This window comes from Roseovarius nanhaiticus (assembly GCF_900156535.1).
Taxonomy (GTDB): domain Bacteria; phylum Pseudomonadota; class Alphaproteobacteria; order Rhodobacterales; family Rhodobacteraceae; genus Roseovarius; species Roseovarius nanhaiticus.
In genome coordinates this window covers 368,443-387,371 of record NZ_FTNV01000001.1, presented here as the reverse complement: position 1 = coordinate 387,371, position 18,929 = coordinate 368,443, and the positions used below count along the sequence as shown (strand labels likewise).

Annotated in this window: 17 protein-coding genes; 6 read left to right on the top strand and 11 right to left on the bottom strand. The window is 64.9% G+C overall.

From position 1 onward, the window contains the following. Positions 1-6: 6 nt before the first annotated feature. From BW975_RS01865 to BW975_RS01840, 6 genes are all read right to left on the bottom strand, one after another. Positions 7-1,608, bottom strand: a complete 1,602-nt coding sequence (locus BW975_RS01865) for a GMC family oxidoreductase (RefSeq protein ID WP_076530483.1) — start codon at positions 1,606-1,608, stop codon at positions 7-9. 5 nt (positions 1,609-1,613) lie between these two features. Then, positions 1,614-2,432 carry an ABC transporter permease gene (locus BW975_RS01860; RefSeq protein WP_076530481.1) on the bottom strand — a complete coding sequence of 273 codons (819 nt, stop codon included), beginning with the start codon at positions 2,430-2,432 and terminating at the stop codon, positions 1,614-1,616. Then, entirely contained in the window at positions 2,432-3,328 is an 897-nt protein-coding gene (locus BW975_RS01855) for an ABC transporter permease (RefSeq protein WP_076530479.1), read from the bottom strand. Before BW975_RS01855 ends, BW975_RS01860 begins: the two co-directional genes overlap by 1 nt. Further along, positions 3,329-4,414, bottom strand: coding sequence for an ABC transporter ATP-binding protein (locus tag BW975_RS01850; RefSeq protein ID WP_092746214.1), 1,086 nt, complete (start codon positions 4,412-4,414; stop codon positions 3,329-3,331). It lies immediately after the preceding gene. A 67-nt stretch (positions 4,415-4,481) separates the two neighbouring features. Next, entirely contained in the window at positions 4,482-5,537 is a 1,056-nt protein-coding gene (locus BW975_RS01845; RefSeq protein ID WP_076530476.1) for a polyamine ABC transporter substrate-binding protein, read from the bottom strand. Positions 5,538-5,596: 59 nt separating this feature from the next. Beyond that, positions 5,597-6,943 carry an NAD(P)/FAD-dependent oxidoreductase gene (locus BW975_RS01840; RefSeq protein ID WP_244512543.1) on the bottom strand — a complete coding sequence of 449 codons (1,347 nt, stop codon included), beginning with the start codon at positions 6,941-6,943 and terminating at the stop codon, positions 5,597-5,599. Between the two features lie 121 nt (positions 6,944-7,064). Here BW975_RS01840 and BW975_RS01835 point away from each other — a divergent pair, with 121 nt between their 5' ends. The 5 genes from BW975_RS01835 (at position 7,065) to BW975_RS01815 (ending at position 12,297) form a co-directional block, all read left to right on the top strand. Continuing rightward, entirely contained in the window at positions 7,065-7,967 is a 903-nt protein-coding gene (locus tag BW975_RS01835) for a LysR family transcriptional regulator (protein ID WP_076530474.1), read from the top strand. 341 nt (positions 7,968-8,308) lie between these two features. Next, on the top strand, positions 8,309-8,950 hold the full coding sequence (locus BW975_RS01830; RefSeq protein WP_076530472.1) for a paraquat-inducible protein A: 642 nt from the start codon (positions 8,309-8,311) through the stop codon (positions 8,948-8,950). Next, positions 8,947-9,639, top strand: coding sequence for a paraquat-inducible protein A (locus BW975_RS01825; RefSeq protein ID WP_244512544.1), 693 nt, complete (start codon positions 8,947-8,949; stop codon positions 9,637-9,639). Before BW975_RS01830 ends, BW975_RS01825 begins: the two co-directional genes overlap by 4 nt. Further along, entirely contained in the window at positions 9,636-11,729 is a 2,094-nt protein-coding gene (locus BW975_RS01820; protein ID WP_076530470.1) for an MlaD family protein, read from the top strand. The genes BW975_RS01825 and BW975_RS01820 overlap by 4 nt, the downstream gene beginning before the upstream one ends. 4 nt (positions 11,730-11,733) lie before the next feature. Beyond that, on the top strand, positions 11,734-12,297 hold the full coding sequence (locus tag BW975_RS01815; protein ID WP_076530468.1) for a PqiC family protein: 564 nt from the start codon (positions 11,734-11,736) through the stop codon (positions 12,295-12,297). A 19-nt stretch (positions 12,298-12,316) separates the two neighbouring features. Here BW975_RS01815 and BW975_RS01810 read toward each other — a convergent pair whose 3' ends face one another. The 5 genes from BW975_RS01810 to BW975_RS01790 all read right to left on the bottom strand — a co-directional run bounded on the left by BW975_RS01810 (position 12,317) and on the right by BW975_RS01790 (position 17,218). After that, positions 12,317-13,120 carry an ABC transporter permease gene (locus BW975_RS01810; protein WP_076530465.1) on the bottom strand — a complete coding sequence of 268 codons (804 nt, stop codon included), beginning with the start codon at positions 13,118-13,120 and terminating at the stop codon, positions 12,317-12,319. Continuing rightward, positions 13,117-13,938 (bottom strand): ABC transporter permease, encoded by an 822-nt coding sequence (locus tag BW975_RS01805; protein WP_076530463.1) that lies wholly within the window; start codon positions 13,936-13,938, stop codon positions 13,117-13,119. The genes BW975_RS01810 and BW975_RS01805 overlap by 4 nt, the downstream gene beginning before the upstream one ends. 67 nt (positions 13,939-14,005) lie before the next feature. Then, positions 14,006-15,127, bottom strand: a complete 1,122-nt coding sequence (locus BW975_RS01800) for an ABC transporter substrate-binding protein (RefSeq protein ID WP_076530461.1) — start codon at positions 15,125-15,127, stop codon at positions 14,006-14,008. Positions 15,128-15,154: 27 nt separating this feature from the next. Beyond that, positions 15,155-16,222 carry an ABC transporter ATP-binding protein gene (locus BW975_RS01795; RefSeq protein ID WP_076530459.1) on the bottom strand — a complete coding sequence of 356 codons (1,068 nt, stop codon included), beginning with the start codon at positions 16,220-16,222 and terminating at the stop codon, positions 15,155-15,157. Between the two features lie 105 nt (positions 16,223-16,327). Next, positions 16,328-17,218, bottom strand: coding sequence for a LysR substrate-binding domain-containing protein (locus BW975_RS01790; protein ID WP_076530457.1), 891 nt, complete (start codon positions 17,216-17,218; stop codon positions 16,328-16,330). A 121-nt stretch (positions 17,219-17,339) separates the two neighbouring features. Between BW975_RS01790 and BW975_RS01785 the strand changes: the two genes are divergently transcribed. Continuing rightward, positions 17,340-18,920, top strand: coding sequence for a zinc-binding metallopeptidase family protein (locus BW975_RS01785; protein ID WP_076530455.1), 1,581 nt, complete (start codon positions 17,340-17,342; stop codon positions 18,918-18,920). Positions 18,921-18,929 lie beyond the last annotated feature (9 nt).

Genomic DNA, 18,929 nt, shown 5'->3' with positions numbered 1-18,929 from the left:
GTGGCTCTATCCTTGGGTGATTAGGTCAAACGCACGCTCACCCACCATCACGGCGGGGGCATTGGTATTGCCCGTGGGAATGGTGGGAAAGATCGACGCATCGGCGACGCGCAGCCCGGCAATGCCATGCACGCGCAGCTTGGGATCGACGACCGATTGCGCCGGATCCTGCCCCATCCGGCAGGTGCCGCATTGGTGAAAGACGGTCCACGCGTCACGCCGCGCAAAATCGAGGATCTCGTCGTCGGTGACGCAATCGGGGCCGGGGTCCAGCTCGGCCTCGATCACGCGGGCGAGCGACGGCATCGACGCGATGCGCCGCACTTCGCGCGTGCCCTTGATCATCAGCGCGCGGTCATGCTCGGTGGCAAGGTATCCGCCCCGCATCACCGGCGCCGCCATCGGATCGGCAGAGCGCAGCGTGATGCTGCCCGTGCTGGTCGGCTTGGCCGGGTTGAAGCCGATGCGCACCGCCGGAAAGCTGTCGGGGCTCATCAGCGGGCGCTTGCCCACAGGCGCGCTGGAATAGCTGAGCGGCGAGAAGTAAAGCTGCGTGTCGGGCGGGCCATCACCGTCGGCCAGCCGGATGAAGCCGCCGCCCTGGTTGAGGCTCATCGCCAGCGGCCCGCGCTGGCGCAGCACGTAATCCATCCCCGCAAGCGCCTTGCCCCACCACGGACGCAGCACTTGGTTGAGGCTGGCGATGCGCGTGCGGAAAAGATGATCGCTGCCCAGATGATCCATCAGGTTCTGCCCGACATGCGGTCTGTCCTGCACCACCTCGATGCCATGCTCCTTCAGATGCGCGGCGGAGCCGATGCCCGACAGCATCATCAGTTGCGGCGTGTTGATCGCGCCGCCGCTGAGGATCACCTCGCCCGCATGGGCGGTCCGCGTCTTGCCGCGCTGCACATATTCGATCCCGGTGGCGCGCTTGCCCTCCATCAGCACGCGCGTCGCCATCGCCCCCGTCTCGATCCGCAGGTTCCTCAGCTTGCGCGCCGCCAGCAGATACGCCTGCGCGGTCGAGGCGCGGCGGCCCCCGGCGGTGGAAATCTGGTAGAAGCACGCGCCCTCGATGGCGGCGCCGTTATAGTCGGTATTGGTCGGGATGCCCGCCTCCTCGGCGGCCTTCACATAGGCGCGGGTCAGCGGGTGCATCCAGCCGTCCATGTCGGTCACGCTCAGCGGGCCGAGCCCGCCGCGATGCTGGCTCTCGCCGCCGCTCCATTTCTCGAGCCGGCGGAACACGGGCGCGACATCCTCCCAGCCCCAGCCGGGCGCGGCGGCGCCCCATTCGGCATAATCGTTCGGGTGCCCGCGCACCCAGACCATCGCGTTGATCGCCGACGAGCCGCCCAGCACCTTGCCGCGCGGCCAGTAGATCCCGCGCCCGTTCAGTTCGGGCTCGGCCTCGGTCGTGTATTTCCAGTTGAACCGCGCGTCGTGGAAGACCTTGCCATAGCCCAGCGGGATATTGACCCAAGGATGCCGCCCGGTGCCGCCCGCCTCGAGCAGCAGCACGGATTTTCCCAGCTGGGCCAGCTTTGCCGCCAGCGCCGCACCGGCCGAGCCTGCGCCGACCACGATATACTCATAGCGTTCCATCGGGATCAGGACTTATCACGCCCAAAGACTGCAGCAAGCACCATCATCAGCGTCGTGATCAGTACCATGATGGTCGAGATCGCGGCGATGGTCGGGTCGATCTGATCGCGCAAGGCATTGAACATGTTGCGCGTCAGCGTCGGGTTGTCGCCGCCCGAAATGAACATGGCGATCACCACCTCGTCGAAAGAGGCAAGGAACGACAGCAGCATCGACGTGACCACCGCGAATCGGATCTGCGGCAGGGTGATCGTCAGAAATGCCTTCCAGCGCGGCGCGCCCAGAGACCGCGCCGCCATCTCATGATTCATGTCGAACCCCTTGAGCGCAGAGCCGGTGACGATCACCACGAGCGGAATGGCCAAAAGGCTATGCGCCAGAACCAGCCCGGTCATGGTGTAGAGGATCTGGAGTTTCACATAGGCATAGAAGGCGCCGATGGCGATCAGCACGACAGGCACCATCATCGGCGTGATAAAGAGGACAAAGGCCGCGCGGATATAGGGCAGCTTGGACGCGTGGAGCGCATAGGCCGCCAGCACGCCGATGGGGGTCGCCACCAGCATCGTGAGAACGGCGGCCGTCAGCGAAGTGCGCGTGGCCAGCATCCATTCGGGCGAGCCGAAATAGTTGCGATACCAGCGCAGCGACCATTCCTCGGGCGGGAATTCCAGATATTGCGAATCCGAGAAGGACATCGGGATCACGATCAGCGTCGGCAGCACCAGCAGCGTCATCGCGACGCCCGCGAAGACATAGAGCCAGAGGCGCTGGCCATGCGTCACTTGCGTCTCTGACGCGGGGGATTTGAGCCATGCCAGCATCAGTGACCTCCCCCCGCCATCTGCTCGAGCCGAAGGAAGCGCGACGCGATCCAGAGGATGATGCCGGTCATGACCAGAAGGACCACGCCCAAGGCGCTCGCCGCGCCCCAGTTCACGAAAAGCTCGATGTTCGAGACGATCTTCATCGACACCATGATGACGCGGCCGCCGCCCAGCACGGCGGGCGTCACGAAAAACCCGAGGCAGAGCACGAAAACCATGAGCGAGCCCGCGAAAAGGCCCGGCGTCGAGAGCGGAAAGAACACGGTCCAGAAGGCACGCTTGGGACTGGCACCGAGATTGGACGCGGCCTTGAGGTAGTCGGCGTCGATCGCCCGCATCGCGCCATAGACCGGCAGGATCAGGAAGGGCAGCATGATATGCACCATCCCGATCAGCGTGCCCGTCATGTTATGCACGAATTTCAGCGGCTCGTCCCAGAGGCCGATATTGATCGCCCATTGGTTCACGAGGCCCTGCTTCTGCAGCAGCACCAGCCAGGCATAGGTGCGCACCAGAAGCGAGGTCCAGAACGGCAGAAGCACGGTGACGAGGCACAGACCCGCCCATTTCGCCGGTAGCTGCGACATGAAATAGGCCAGCGGATAGCCGATCAGGATGCAGAGCGCGGTGGTCAGGATGCTGACCTGAAAGGTGGTGATGAAGATGCGCATGTAGGATTTGCGCGACACCATCCGCTCGTAATTCTCCAGCGAGAAGCTGCCATCCGCGCCCACGAAAGACACGTAGAAGAGCCAGCCGACCGGAATGACGAGGATCACCATCACCAGCAGAAGCGCGGGAGAGCCGAGGCCGAAGAGCTTCCAGCGCTCCATCCGCTCGTCGCGGCGCAGGCCCGCGGCGTGCATGTCGTGCGGGGTCTCGGTCACGGCCATCTAGCTGCCCCCATCCGCGATGACGACCGTATCGGCCCGGTGCAGACCCAGTTTCACCGCGCTGCCCGCGCGCGGCAGCTTGCCAAAAGTCCCCTCGCGGATCGCGCCCCGCACGGCGATCTCGACCCCGTCCTCCAGCCGCGCATAGAGAAGATAGCTTTCGCCCTGATAGACGAGCTCGGTCACGGTGGCCTCCAGAACGTTTGTCCCCGCGGGCGCCTCGCCGTCCAGCAGGCGCACCCGCTCGGGGCGGATCATCAGCACGAGGTCGTCCCCGGCGGGCACCACCCCGTCCATCTGCAGGGCCGTGCCGCCATAGCGCACCCCCTGCCCGTCCCGCGTCACGGCGAGGAATGTCGAATCGCCGATGAAATCCGCCACGAACTTGTTCTCGGGCCGGTCATAGAGCTGTTGCGGCGTCGCAAGCTGCATGATGCGGCCATGGTTCACCACGGCGATCCGGTCGGACATGGTCAGCGCCTCGCGCTGGTCGTGGGTCACGTAAACCGTGGTCATACCCAGCTGCTCGTGCAGGTGCCGCAGCTCGATCTGCATGCGGTCGCGCAGCTTCTTGTCCAGCGCGCTCAGCGGCTCGTCCATCAGCAGAATGCGCGGCTCGAACACGATCGAGCGGGCCAACGCGACGCGCTGTTTCTGCCCGCCGGAGAGTTGTTCAATCCCGCGATCGCCATAGCCGCCCAGCTGCACCAGATCCAGCGCGCGCTCGATCCGCTCGGCCTGCTCGGATTTGGACACCCCGCGCAGGCGCAGCGGATAGCCCACATTCCCGGCCACGGTCATATGCGGGAAAAGCGCGTAATTCTGGAACACCATGCCGACGCCGCGCAGATGCGGCGCGGTGCGGATCATCTCCTCTTCGCCAAAGCGCAGGCTGCCCTTGTCGGGGCGGGTAAAGCCGGCCAGCACCATCAGCAGCGTCGTCTTGCCCGATCCCGAAGGCCCCAGCAGCGTCAGGAATTCGCCACTCTTCACATCCAGCGAGACATCGTCCAGCGCATGCACGCGCCCATAGGTCTTGGTCACGGCGCGCACGGTGATGGGCAGGGCTTCGGCTCTGGTGGTCAATATCTTGCTCCCTCATTTATCATTGGGACGCGGGCGGCGCGCGCTGCCCGCGTCCTTTGGCAATCGCTTACTCGGTCAGCATTTCCTGATACATCTCGGCGGCAATCTGCTCCCATTCGGCATACCACTCCAGCGAGATGGGCAGCTGCTTGGCCATGTTCTCGGGGGCCGAGGGCAAGCTTGCGGCCACTTCGTCAGTGATCTCGCCGGTCTCGTAGGCGGCCGAATTGGTCGGCCCGTAAGTGATGAACTTGGGCAGATCGTCCTGGTATTCGGGCTTCGAGATCTCGGCGAGGAACTCCATCGCGAGATCCTTGTTGGGCGCGCCCTTCGGGATGGCGAAGCAGTCGTAATCCAGAAGGCCCTGATCAAAGAAATAGGACACTTCGGCGCCATCAGCGGCGGCGTTGTCGAACCGGCCATTCCAACCGCTCGACATGTCGACCTCGCCATCCTTCATCAGCTGCGCCTGCTGCGCACCCGAGGTCCAGAAGACAGCGATATTGGGCTTCAACTCGCGGATCTTGTCCAGCGCGCGCTCGATGCCCTCCTCGCTGCTCAATTCGGCGTAGACATCCTCGGGCGCGACGCCCAGCGCCATCATCGCAGGCTCCAAAGCGCCCGAGACGGTGCCGCGATAGGCGCGGGTGCCGGGGAATTTCTCGGTGTCCCAGAAATCAGCCCAGCCGCGCGGGCCATCCTCGCCGAATTTGGCGGTGCTGAACGCAGGCACGACCGAGAAGACGTCGCCGCCCACGCAATACTCGCTATAGAACTCCTCGGGGAAGTTGCTGACGTCGATCACGTCATAGTCCAACGGCTCCAGCAGGCCCTCGGCCCCGGCGCGTGCGGCGGATCCCGATCCGCTGACCACCACATCCAGCGTCACCTGCCCGGATGACACCTGCAGGCGCACGTCGGACATGCCGCCATAGGTCTCTTGCTTGACGGTGTTGCCGGTATTGGCCTCGTAGGGCTCAAAGAGCGCCTTGCTCTGCGCCTCTTGGTACGAGCCACCCCAGCTGGCGACGGTCAGTTCCTTGCCTTGGGCCATTGCCATCGGGGCCAGTGCGGTCGAGGCCATCAGGCCCGCCGCCGCGGTCAATGCGATCTTGTTTCTCATCGTTATCTCCTCTGTTGGATGAATGGCCCCGGTATTCCGGTGGCCTTTGGGGGTTCGTCTTATCCCGCCATGGCACGGTCCCTCTGGCGGGCATCGTTCCAGCGATACCAGGCGACGGCGGCCGGCAGGAACCAGGGCCGCCCGGTGTAGAAGGGGCGCGTCGGAAAGGGCAGATCGTCGAAGGCAGTCTGCCCCTCTTTCAATCCCAGCACCTTCTGACCCATGCGCATGCCCAGATAGCTGGCCATCGACACGCCCGAACCGCAATAGCCCATCGCGTAATGCACCCCGTCATGCGTGCCGCAATGGGCCAGCTCGTCGAACGTATAAGCCACCGTGCCCATCCAGCTATGGCTGATGCGAGTCTGGCGCAGCTCGGGAAAGATGCGGCACATGTCGTGATGCAGGCGCGGGCCGCTGATCGACGTGTCCGTCTCGCCCGCCGACACGCGCCCGCCGAAGAGGATGCGCGTGCGGTCCGGCGACGGGCGGTAATAATAGACCACTTTGCAGGTATCGCTGGCGATGCGGTCCGTTGGGAAAAGGCGATCCATCACGCCCCCATCCAGCGGCTCCGTCGCGATGATGTAGCTGCCGATGGGAATGACGCGGCGCTGCTGCCAGGGCGTCACGCCGGTCGTATAGCCATTGGTCGCCACGATCACGTCGCGCGCCCGTACTGTGCCGCGCGGGGTCTGCACCTCGTGTCCCGTAGGGCCCGAGGTGATGCCCGTCACGGGCGTCTCGCCCATGATCCGTGCGCCCGCGTCCAGCGCGGTTCGGATCAGGCCATGCACGTAGCGCGCCGGATGCAGCGATCCGTGCCGGGGAAACAGGGCCGCACCGTGATAGGCGTCGCTGCCCAGCTCGCGGCGCTGCTCGGCCCGCGGGATCATTTCGACCTCGATCCCCTCGGTGCGGCGGAGGATGTCGGCATCGCGGGCCAGCTCTTCATAGGCGGCGGGCGTGTGGGCGGCGTGAAACCGGCCCGAGCGGCGGAAATCGCAATCGATACCCTCGGCCTCAATCCGTTCGCCGATCCAGTCGAGCGCGGCGCGCCCCTCGGCGCGAATTGCCTCGGCACGGTCCCGGCCATGGCGCGCGGCCAGTTTCGCGAGAGAGGGCTTGATCGAGGTGCTGATTTGCCCGCCATTGCGACTGCTGCAGCCCCAGCCCGGCACTTCGGCGTCCAGAACCAGCGTGCTGCGCCCGCCCCGCGCCGTCTCGATCGCGGCGTTGAGGCCGGTATAGCCCGAGCCGACGATGACCACATCCACCTCGCGCGGCAGATCGCCGCCGGGGATCTCGGGCGGGGTGAGCCCGTCCAACCAATAAGAGCGGTTCGACCAGCCTTCGACCCATAGACCGCGCTCGTCCTCCATACCCTTGTAGCCCGATCCATCCATCTTGGCAGACGCTCCGTTCCGGTCCAGTTGACCCTACGGTAGGAACCGGCCTTGAATTTAGCAATTTAATATGTGCAATAATAAATTTCGTTTTCCTTATACATCGCAAGGCAGGATCGCGATGAGCCTCAAGCTCCGCCACCTCGAAGTCTTTAACGCGCTCTTCGAGGCGGGATCGGTCAGCAACGCGGCGCAGCGCCTGAATCTGACACAGCCCGCAGTCAGTATCGCGCTCGGCAATCTGGAGGAGGAGCTGGGCTTTCGCCTCTTTCACCGCAATCGCGGCTTCTTCGCCCCCACCGGCGAGGCTCTGCAGCTGCGCGGCGAGATCAGCCAGGGCCTGATGGCCCTTGCGCGGGTCGAGCAGCGCGCGGACGAGATCCGTCAGGGCTGGGCCGGGGGGCTGAGCATCGCAACCAACGGCGCGCTGTCCATGCATTTCCTGCCCCGGGCCATCGCCGAATTTCAGGCCCTGCATCCCGGCACCCATATCGAGCTGCGCGTCCATTCCTCGCGCCAGATCGCGGATTGGACGGCCAGCGGACAGATCGATATCGGCTTGATCGATACGCCCGTGCCCGTCGCCGGACTGGAGGCAGACATCTTTGCCATGGAGTGCCTGTGCATCATGCAGGCGGACGACCCTTTGGCCGCCGAAAAGGTGATCACGCCCGCACATCTGGCCGGGCGCGGCATGATCGGCGTCAACGGCGATCACGTCACGGATCGCCAGCTGAAGCGCATGATGCTGGAGGCCGGCATGCCGCTACGATACCGCGCGTTCAGCTATTACTACGCCATCGCGCGCAATCTGGTGGCGGCGGGCGGGGGGCTGGCCATCATCGACCCGATCAATGCGCAGGCCGATCTGGCAGATGGGACCGCCTGGCGCCCCTTCGCGCCGCAGATCCGGCACGAGACGGCGATGATCACCTCGCGCGATCATCCCCCCGCGCAGGGCGGCGCCGAGATGCTGGATTTCCTGCGCGAGCGTCTTGCGCCCTACGCTGTGCCCGGCGTCTGATCGGGCGGCTCGTTCTGCCCGTTCGATCAGAGCGCGCGGATCACGTCTCAGGATGTAGCTCCCCCGCAAAGCCCCACCCCCCAAGGGTCCATCATGAGGCGCGCAGAATCAGGCCCTGCAAACGCCCCCTTTGGACGATGTCAGAGGCGGAAGGCCCATGTCGACCCCAGCCAAGCCCACGGGCTGCGCGCATCAAGAATGCGTCATCCGGGGCAGATTGCGGTCGATTCAGCACAGTGGCGGGCTAATTGATGCGATCTTGCCGCTGAACGCGGTAGGCCAACCCACTGAACGGTCTGACCGCTTGCGGATCACGGCCAGTGCGACGACAATGGAGCGCCATGACAGAAACGCAGCATATTGCGGCCTCGGGCCAGGACGATCCGCTGGATGCGTTGATCGCGTGCCCGCATTGCGACCTTGTCTATTCCGTGCCGCCGGTAAAACAGGACGAGCGCGCCTATTGCGGTCGGTGCCATTCGGTTCTGATCGCGCCGCGCCGCAAGGCCGGCAAGTGGATCATCGCGATGGCCGCCAGTATTCTGATCCTGATCACAGGCGCCATGTTCTTTCCGTTTCTGACGATCGGCGCGGGCGGGCTGACGCACGGCACCTCGATCGTGCAGACCAGCCTGGCCTTCACCGGGTCGCTCGCTCTTCTGGCGCCGGCGATCCTGGCCTTCATCGTCATCATCCCGATGGTCCGGCTGATGTTGCTGATCTACGTGCTGGTCCCCGTCATCCGCGATCAGCCGCCGGCCCCCTTCGCGCGCCACGCCTTTCGCCTCGCCGAAGACCTCACACCATGGTCCATGGCCGAGATCTTTGCCATTGGCTGCGCCGTCGCGCTGGTCAAGCTGAGCGATCTGGCCGAGGTCAGCCTCGGCCCCGCCGCATGGATGTTCGCCATTCTGATGATCATCGTCGTCGCCACGGATGTGGTGATGTGCCGCTATTCGATCTGGAAGTCCCTGCAACCATGAAAACTGCCAAAGAGATGAACCTGATCGGATGCAGGCGCTGCACCCGCGTGTCGCCGCCGGGCACCGAAATTTGCCCGCGCTGCGGCGGCAAGATCAATTCGCGCGATCCCAGATCGCTGCAAAAGGTCATGGCCTGGTGGGTTCTGGGCGTGGCCTGCTATATCCCGGCCAACCTCTACACGATGCTCGAGACCAAGACACTGGTGTCGTCCTCCAGCAGCACCATCATCGGCGGCGCCGTCGAGATCGCCCAATACGGATCATGGGGTGTGGCCATCATCATCCTGCTGGCCAGTGCGGTGATTCCGATCGGCAAGTTCATCATCATCCTCGGGCTGGTGATCGGAGTGAAGCGCGGTCCGCAGATTTCGGATGACTTGCGCCAGAAACTCTATGAGGTCGTCGAGTATATCGGGCGCTGGTCGATGATCGACGTCTTCGTCGTCGCGGTCCTGTCATCGCTCGTGCAGCTGCAAACGCTGGTCAACATATCCCCCGGACGGGCGAGCATCTTTTTCGCCTTGTCCGTCATCTTTACCATGATATCCGCTCAGAGCTTCGACAGTCGCCTGATCTGGGATACGGGCCGCAAGCCCGCCCAGGACGGCACGGACGAGGCGCGTGACGCATCATCAAACGCGGCACCGGTCACAACAGCTCCGGGCACAGCAAAGGAATCCACGGCGTGACACAAACAGACGGCACACCGCCCCCTCCCCCGGTCAAGGCCGCCAAGGGCAGCCCCTTTCGGCGCATTTCGGTCATCTGGCTGGTGCCTCTGATCGCCTTCGTGGCCGTGATCGGCGTGGCGGTAAAGACGTATCTGGACCAGGGTCCACTGATCCAGATCGCGTTCGAAAACGCGTCCGGCATCACCGCCGGGACGACCGAGCTGCATTATCGGGACGTGACCGTGGGCATGGTCGAGGATGTCGGGTTTTCCGAAGGTTTGGACAGCGTCGTCGTGTCGGTGCGCGTTCATAAGGACGTGGCGAGCTACGTGGACGCGGACGCACAATTCTGGGTCGTGCGCCCCGAGGTGACGGCTCAGGGCGTATCGGGCCTCGATACGGTGCTGTCGGGTGTCTATCTGGAAGGTCTCTGGGACGGCGAGCCGGGCCGGGAAACCTACGAATTCACCGGCCTCGCCGACGCGCCACTGCAACGGCTGAACGATGAGGGCGTGCTGGTCACGCTGCGCGCGGGCAAGGGCGTTTCGCTGACCGAAGGCGCGCCGATCATCTATCAGGGCCTCAACGTCGGCCGCATCGGCAAGACGCAGATCAGCCAGGATGGCAGCACCGCCGAAGCGGAGGCGATCATCTTTGCCCCGCATGATCGCTTGATCGACACGTCCACCCGCTTTTGGGACACGTCCGGCTTTTCCTTCACGCTTGGGCCGGGCGGCGCAGCGCTGGACTTTTCGTCCATCGCCTCGCTGATTTCTGGCGGCGTCACCTTCGGCACGATGGTGTCGGGCGGCGAGCCGGTCGAGCCGGGCGCGACGATTACCGTCTACACCGACGAGGCATCGGCGCGGGCCAGCATCTTCTCGGGTGACGAGGGCGAGACGCTGACCATTTCTGCCGTATTCGAGGAAAACATCGCGGGTCTCGCCGTTGATGCGCCGGTCGAGTTGGCCGGGCTCAATATCGGCCGCGTCAGCTCGCTCAACGGGCTCGTCGATTCCGAGCGGTTCGGCGACAACCGTGTTCGTTTGATAGCGACCATGGCGATCCGTCCCGGCCGGCTGGGCCTCGAGGGCGATCAGAACGAGGAAACGGCGCTGGCGTTCCTGCGCGAGCGGGTCGAAAACGGCCTGCGCGCCCGCCTTGCGACGACGTCGATCCTGACGGGTGGCCTGAAGGTAGAGCTGGCGGAGGTGCCGGATGCCGCGCCCGCGACGATCGAGGATATGGGCGATAGCGGCCTGCGCATCCCGACCACCGAGAGCGACATCTCGGACGTGTCGGCCACCGCCGAGGGTGTGTTCCAGCGGATTAACGATCTGCCCGTCGAAGAGGTGATGAACCAGGCGATCAACCTGCTGGGCAATATCAACGCGCTGATCACCAGCGAAGGGGTGCGCAACGCGCCCGAAAACCTCAACGGCCTTCTGGCGGACGCGCGCGGCGCCATCAACGACGAGGATCTGCGCGCCGTGCCGGGCCAGATCAACGAGGCGGTCGACCAGTTGGCGACCTTGATCGAAGGCTTCAACGAGGCGGCCCTGTCCGAGCGTCTGGGCAAGGCGCTGGATGATGCGGCCGAGGCTGCGCAAGGCGTCAATTCCGCGGTCGAAGGCGTGCCGGATCTGGTCGCCCGGATCGAGGGCGTCGCCGCAAATATCGAGGAGGTCGCCATCGACCAGATGGCAGATCAAGTGACCGAGCTGGTCACCACGGTCGACAGCTTCCTCAACCAGCAAAGCACCCGCGAGCTGCCCGCCAGCCTCAACGGCGCGCTGACCGAGTTGAGCGGCGTTCTGGAAGAATTGCGCAACTCCGGCGTGGTGGACACGGCCAAGGATACGCTCAATTCCGCCAGCAACGCGGCCGATACCTTTGCCGAGGCCAGCCGCGATCTGCCCCGACTTATCGAACAGGCCCGCGTTGTCCTATCGCAGGCGGGCACTACCATCGAAGGCTATCAGGCCAATAACGGTCTGGGGCGCGATGCCCGCAACACTCTGCGCGAGATCGAGCGCGCAGCACAGGCGGTCGCGTCCCTGGCCCGCGCGATCGAGCGCAATCCCAACTCGCTGCTGACAGGACGGTAATGACATGATGAAGACTGCCCCCCTCACCACGCTGGCCGCCTTGGCCGCCCTTGCCGGATGTGGCGCCCCGGACGAGCGTGTGGCCGTGCCCCGCGCCGATGCGGGCATGACGCAGCGCATTTCCTACGGCTCGGTATCGCTGCGCGCCGTGTCCTTGCCAACCTATGCCGCCTCGGAAGAGATCTGGGTCTCGGGCCCCGACGGACGAATCGTGGCGGGTGATGGCCTGCTCTGGGCCGATGACCCGGCGCGCGCCCTCACACTGGAATTGACGCGCTACCTGTCGCAAATCACCGGCGCGCGCGTGGCAAGCGAGCCGTGGCCCTTTCTTGACCGGCCCGATGCAGAGTTGGAGCTGCGCATCGAAGAGATGCTGGCCTATTCAGATGGCACGTTCCGCATGTCGGGCCAATACTTCGTCGCGCCCGAGAATGGCCGCGACCGGGCGCGCCTTTTTGCGCTGTCGGTGCCGATCGCCGGGGATGCCACGGCGCAGGACATCGCCGCCGCACGTGGCGCGGTGATGCGCCAACTGGCAGGCGAGATCGCGACAAGCGGTTTGCGCTGAGCCTCCTGAGGGCGCGCGCTCAGCGCGCCCTTGCCGCCGTCCAGATCGCCCGGCCCACCACCACCGCCGCGACGATCACGATCAGCACAACGGAAATCGCGGCGATCGCCGGGTCGATATTGTCGCGCAGGCCCTGCCACATGAGGCGCGGCAGCGTGACCGCATCGACCGAGGTGATGAAGATCGTCACGGCAATCTCTTCCCACGACAGCACGAAGGTCAGAAAAAACGACGCGATCACGCCGAACTTGATGTTGGGCAGGATCACCTTGAAGACCCGCGTGCCAAGGGACGCGCCCATCGCGCGCGCCGCAAGGTCCATGCGCCGGTCGACCTGCGCCAGCGAAACTGAGACAAGCACCACGGCGAAGGGCACGATCATCACCGAATGCGCCAGAACGACGCCCAGCATCGTGTCATAGGCGATCACGTCGTTCATCTGCGTCAGCGTGATCAAAAAGAAGTAGAGAGTCAGCGCCGACACCACTGGTGGCGCCACCATGGGCAGAAGGGCGATGCCCATCAGCAGCCCCGCAAAGCGCGGGCGGAACATCCAGATCCCGAGGCTGAAGACCGTGCCCAGCGCCGTGGCGATCCCCGCCGACAAGACGCCCACACGCAGCGACAGCCAGATCCCCTCGATCCACTCACGATCCTCGATCAACGTGCGGTAATGGCGCAGCGACAGCTCGTCCGTGGGGACCGACAGAAACCGCTTGGGCGTGAAGGATACGGGGATCACCGACAGCAGCGGCATTAGCATGAAGAGGCCGGTCAGCGCGGCAAGGATGATGGCCAGCGGGCCGGGGCGCAGGATGCTCATCGGGCACCTTTGGGGCTGAGCTGTTTCAGCAGTAGCGCCAGCGCTGCCGAGATCGCGACCATCAGGATCACGCTGACCGCCGCCGCCAGCCCCCAATCGGGCGACTGAAAGATGCGTAGATAGATCATCTCGGCCACCATGACGCTGCGCCCGCCCCCGAGGATTGCGGGCGTAATGAAGAAGCCGATGGCAAAGACGAAGACCAGCAGGGCCGCGCCCATGAGGCCCGCCGCCGTCATCGGCACGAAGACCTGGGCAAAGATGCGCGTGCGCCCCGCGCCCATCCCTCTCGCTGCCATCAAGACGCGCTCATCCACGCTGCGCATGGCCGAGGCAAGCGGGAAGACCGCGAAGGGGATCATAAAATGCACCATGCCGACGATCACGCCAAATTCGTTGCGCACCAGGCGCAGGGGATCGTCGATGATGCCCATTCCCTCCAGCCAGCCATTCAGCAAGCCGCGGCTGGACAGAAGCGCCAGCCAGCCGAAGGCGCGGGTAAGGACCGAAATCCAGAAGGGGATCAGGACGCACAGCTCGGTCAGGGTCCGCACCAGCGGCGTGCCGCGCACCCACAGAAGCGCGAGGATGTAGCCCATAACGACCGAGATCACCGTGACGATCGCGCAGATGCGCAAGGTCCGCCAGAAGACCGACAGGATCAGCGGATCGCTCAAGGCGGTGGTGTAATTCTGAATGCCGGGCTGGGGCAGCGTAACGCTCCACCCGATGACGCCCAGAAACGGCAGCACATAGGCCAGCGCCAAAAACGCCAGCAGCGGCGCCAGAAGGATCAAGGAGCGGGATGGGCGGATCATGGGCGTCCCCGAGGTCAGGTGGCCCGCCCGGCGCAGGTGCAGGACGGGCCGAAAGTGTCAGGCCGGATCAGGCCGAGATGATGGCCAGATACTCGTCCAGCGCGGCGCCATAATTTTCCTCGTACCAGGCCACATCCAGCGGGATCTGCTTGGCGAAGTTGTCGGGCGCGACGGGATTGTATTTGCGCTGATCCTCGGGGATCAGATCATCGGCCGCCGGGTTGGCGGGGCCCTGGCTCAGCATGTCGAACATGACCAGCTGCTTTTCCGGGTCCTGCGCGGAGGCGATGAACTTCATCGCCGCGTCGGCGCCGCCGGGATTGCCCTTGATCACCGCCATCGTGCCGGGCGACAGGATGCCGTCCTGCCAGATGAAGCTGACCTCGCCATCGGTGTCCTGATCGAGAAGGCGCGCGCGCGTGGACCAGATCAGCGCCATTGACGCCTCGCCGTCCAGCATCAGGCTCTGGCTCTCGGCGCCATTGCCCCAGAAGCTGATCACATGCTCTTTGAAGTCCTGCAGCTTGGCATGGGCGCGCTCGATATCCAACGGGTAGAGATCCGCCTGCGCGACGCCGTCACCCATCAAGAGCGCCTCCCACATGCCGGCGCCCCATTTGTACATGGACCGCTTGCCGGGATATGTCTCGGTGTCAAAGAAATCTGCCATCGAGGTGGGGGGATTGTCGCCGAACTTGGTGGCGTCATAGGCGATGATATAGCTGAAGAAATAGCTCGAGGCCGCGTATTCCCAGCCGAAGCCTTCGCGCGTCTTGGACTTGTCGACCACGCTGTAGTCGATCGGCTCCATCATGCCCTTCTTGCCCAGCGTCTCGGCGGAAAAGGCATCGGCATCGACGATATCCCAGCTGGGGCTGCCGCTCTCGAACTGGGCCTGGATCGCGCCCTCGGTCGGGCCCGAGCCGTCCTGGCGCACGCGAATGCCCGTCGCCTCCTCGAACGGCTTGCCATAGGCGTCGTCATAGGCATCGACGGCGTCGCCGCCCCAGCTGACAAAGACGATCTGCCCGTCATCCGCCAGCACTGGCGCACCGCGGCTGGCCAGTGCGGCAGTGCCCAGAAGGGCCGCGCCCAGCTGCGCGAATTTGCGGCGGCTGATCTTGCCGGTCCGCGCCTTCTGGGCCAGAAGTTCCAGCTGATCGTCGGTAAATGTCTGATTCTGTTTCATTATCATTCTCCCTTGTTGGTCATTCACTCACAGAAGGAAGCCCTTCTGCTCGGGCCAGCTGGCCCAGATGTCGCTGCCGGGGGCGAGGTCCGGTGGCAGATCGCCCGAGGCATGGGTCAGCACGATGTCGGTGCCCTCGGGCCCGCGCAGGTCGATGCGCGTCTCGGCGCCCAGATAGGTGAGGTCCGTGACTTTCGCCGGAATCGCGTTGCCGCTGCCCGGCTGGCTGTGGCCAAGGCTCATGTATTCGGGCCGCACGGCCAGCGTTTGCCCGTTCTCATGCCCCGGCGCGCGCAATGTGCGCCCGGCGAATGTGCCGCGCAGCATGTCCCCGTCGCGCATCGTGTCCCTCAAAGGCAGCAGGTTGATGTCGCCCAGAAACTCGGCAACGAAGCGGTTTTCCGGCCGCTCATACACCTCGCGCGGGGGTGCGATCTGTTGCAGTTTGCCCGCCTCGAAAATGGCGACGCGAGACGACAGGGCCAGGGCCTCGGATTGGTCATGGGTGACGAAGACGAATGTCGTGCCCGTCTCGCGGTGGAGGCGCCGCACCTCGTCCTGCATCTGGCCGCGCAGGTTCTTGTCCAGCGCCGAAAATGGCTCGTCCAGCAGCATCACGGGCGGCTCGCAGGCCAGCGCACGGGCCAGCGCCACGCGCTGTTGCTGACCGCCCGATAGTTGCGCGGGCCGCTTGTGGCCATGCCCGCCGAGGCCGACCATCTCGACAATGTCCGAAACGCGCGCCTTGATCTCGCGCGCGGGCCGCTTTTGCACCTTGAGCGGAAAGGCGATGTTCTGCTCGACTGTCATATGCGGAAACAGCGCATAGCCCTGAAACACCATGCCGAAGCCGCGCTTTTCGGCGGGCACGCGGGTCATGTCCTGCCCGTCGAGGGTCATGCTGCCGCGCGTTGCGTCCTCGAACCCCGCCAGCAGCATGAGAAAAGTGGTCTTGCCGGATCCCGAGGGGCCGAGAAGGGTCAGGAACTCGCCACGCCCGACTGTCAGCGAGATGTCGTCAAGCGCGGTGAAGGTGCCGAAATCCTTTCCGATCCCCTTTACGCCGATTTCTGCCGCCCGCGTCGCTACCGTCATTCCACGCTCCCTTTGACGCCAAAGCGTAGAGGCGGCGCGCGGCCCGGCACAAACGAATTGTTTTCGCGCTAACGGCAAATATCATTTGCCAAAGGGTGCGCAGGCCTAACGGGTGCGCCGCGGCAGGGCCGCCATGATCCATTGCCGAAAGGCAAGCGCCGGAGCCAGATCCGCCTTTTGCGGCGGCGTGCACATATAATAGGCATCGGGCGAGGCGATGCGCACATCCCCCACGCGGATCAGCTGCCCCGCTTCCATCGCGGCATTACCGATGATGACATCTCCCATGGACACGCCCTGCCCCGCGATCGTGGCGGCATAAACAAGGTTCATGTCGCTGAATACGGGGCCTTTCTCTGCCGCTTCGGTCGGCAATCCCGCCGCCTGAAGCCAGCGCCGCCAATCGGTATTGTCATCCAGATGCAGCAGATCCGCGCGCAAGACGTCCTGCGCGGATTCGAGACCGCCCAGCCGGTTGGCCAGGCTGGGCGAAATCAGCGGCGCGAACTCGACCTGTTGCAGCAGCTCGACCTCGACCCCCTGCATCTTGCCGCTGCCAAAGGCGATGAAGAGATCCGCGGCCGGATTGCTGACATCATCGAGGCGCCGGGGCGTGACGATCCTGATATCCACATCGGGGCAAATACTGCGAAACGCGCCGATACGCGGCGCCAGCCAGAAAGCGGCGAAGCCGGGCGTACAGCTGATGGTCAGCGTGCCAGAAAGCCCGTGCCCCGCATTGCGCGCCGCCGATCCGGCGATGGCGCTGAGCGCGCCGCGCACGTCGCCCGCATAGGCACGCCCGCGCGGCGTCAGCTCGATCCGGGTGCCGACACGGTTGAAGAGCGTGAAGCCCAGATCACGCTCCAAAAGGCGCAGCTGGTGGCTGACCGCGCTGCGCGTCAGGTTCAGCTCGTCCGCGGCGGCCCAGACGGTGCCGTGCCGCGCAAAACATTCCAGCGCGCGCAGGGCCTGGGTCGAGGGGATGCGGGACATCGGCGGCTCCTTGAAGGGTCATTGCGACAAGTAAGGTGAGCAATTTTTGCCGATGCAAGGAAAAGGTTTCACTATGATGCGCGCCCCGCCGCTGGCTAACTCTGCTCCAAGGAGGACGCGCATGACCCTGACAGACGCCCAGACCCACGCCCTTGGCGTGGTCGATGCCCGGATGCCCGAGCTGTCGGAATGGTGCAGCACGATCTTTCACTATGGCGAGACGGCGTGGCGCGAATATCGCTCGGCCGAATGGTATGTGACGCGGCTGCGCGCCGAGGGCTTCACCGTCGAGGAAGGCAGCGCCGGAATGCCTACCGCCTTTTGTGCCGAATGGTCGAACGGGGGTGGCCCAGTGATCGGCATGTATGCCGAATACGACGCGATTCCCGGCAATTGTCAGGCCGCCGCCACCCACCGTGCCCCGCGCGAGGGGCTGGGCTATCAGGCGGGCGGGCATACCGATCCGCATTCGGGACTTGGTATCGGCGCGTTCGGTGGCCTTCTGGCGACCAAGGCGGCGATGGAGGCAAAGGGTATCCCCGGCGGGCTGCGCTTTACCGGTGAGCCGGCGGAAAAGGTGCGCGGCTCCAAGCCCATTCACGCGGCTGCGGGCTATTACGATGGGCTGGCGGGAATGCTGTCCTTTCACCCGTTCTACATGCTGCCCATGTGCAACACCGTGCGCTGGGACACGCATTGCGGCGCGGCATACTCGATGATCTACCGCTTCATCTGCGATGGGCCCGAGGCTTGGGGCGCGGGCGATGGCGCGCCGATCCCGCAATCGCACAGCGCCATCCGAGCGCCCGGCGCCTCCGAGGCGCTGGTGCAGATGTATTCCCTGTCCAAAGCTTTGCGCGAATCGATGCTGCCCCACCAAGGCGGCTGGTCGATCAGCGAGGCGATCCTGACCGCCGGGCAGGCGACAGCGGACAACCAGCCCGCCGGGCTGGCCGAGCTGCAATACATGATGCGCACGCCGACCGTCGAGATGGCCGAGCAAGTGACCGCCATGCTGGACCGCAATGCAGGCGCCGTCGCACAGATGACCGGCTGCCGGTGGGAGCGCCACTGGGTCTGCAAATCCCGCCCCGGTCTGGCGAACCATGCGATGGCCAATGTCGTCTGGGACGCGCTGCAAGAGGCGGGCGCACCGGAATGGGGTGACGAGGCCAAGCAGATCGCGCGCGAGATCCAGAAGAATGTGGGCCTAAAGCCCATGTCAGAGCCGTTTATCAGCGAGATGAGCCGCCTCATTGCCCCGCGAGACGCAGAGGAGATCCTGCGCCGCGATCTGCCGCCCAGCCAGCTGAACAGCACGAGCGACGACTACACCGACATGAGCTGGCACGCCCCGCTCGCGCGGTTCTATATCGCGCGGCCCGCGCTGAAATCGGGCGGCGCGCCCTACCCCAATTGGGTGATGAACGCGATGGGCGGCATTCCCGCCACGATCGACCCGATGGTGCGCACGGCGGCGCGCGTCTGCGCCCTCTCGGCGTTGCGCCTGCTGGAGGACCAAGTCGCGCGCGACGCCGCAATGGCCGAATTCAAGGACCGCACGGGCGGCGGCGTTGGCGGCTCGAAATGGCTTGCCCCGCTTTGTGACTACGACCCGCCCATTCACTTCCGCTGGCCCGAATATATCGACACCCCGCGCGGGCGCGATTGGTGGATACCGTCCGCCATGCCCGACGCCTGAACAAGGAGA